The organism is Acidovorax sp. KPB24-03 (assembly GCF_057546605.1).
On record NZ_BAAJYR010000883.1, the window covers coordinates 1 to 678 of the forward strand.

Genomic DNA, 678 nt, shown 5'->3' on the forward strand with positions numbered 1-678 from the left:
CCACGCATCGCTCCCGCCGGGGCGGTGCTGCGCTGCACCAGATACCAGGCGCCGCCGCCCAGCAGGGCCACCACGGCCAGCATCAGCAGCGTGCCGAGACAGCGCGATCGCCGCGAGGGCGGCCGGTGGGCGGAAGGCGGCGGGTTGGGAACGGGCGCGTCGTGTGGTTGTGGATTCATGGAAATGGCTGGCGTGGCGTGTCGCGGAAAAGGTCCGTCCCGGGCGGCCGGCGGGGCAGCACGGGGGGCACGCCGAATCGTAGGGGCTCTGCGTACCGATTGTCTGGCTGCTGTGCGAAGAAAGGTAAATCTGTCGCCCGGCGCAGCGGTTCGCGCCGCGCGGCGGGCGGTTCGTCGCATGGCGCTGGCCGGACCGGGCGGCCGGGCGCACAGTGCGGCCATTCCCTCCCCTCCCACCCCGATCCCCAAGGAGCCGCCATGCCCGCTTTCCACACCCCCGACGATCTCGCCACCCAGGACGACCTGGACCGCCTGGCCCGCAAGCGGGCCGGTGCCAAGATGGGCTGGCTGCTGCACGCCTGCGTGTACCTGTGCGTCAACCTGGCGCTGGCCGCCCTCGCCGCCTACCAGGGGCGCCACTGGGCGGTGTTGCCCGCGCTGGGCTGGGGCCTGGGCCTGGCGATCCATGGCGCGGCGGTGTGGCTGGCGCTGCCGGGCG

General features: G+C 73.7%; 1 protein-coding gene. It reads left to right on the top strand.

The genetic code is table 11. The features are described 5' to 3' along the window. Positions 1–437: 437 nt before the first annotated feature. Positions 438–678, top strand: a 241-nt coding sequence (locus AC27KI_RS26610; protein ID WP_487116884.1) for a 2TM domain-containing protein, incomplete at its 3' end; no start/stop codon positions are given.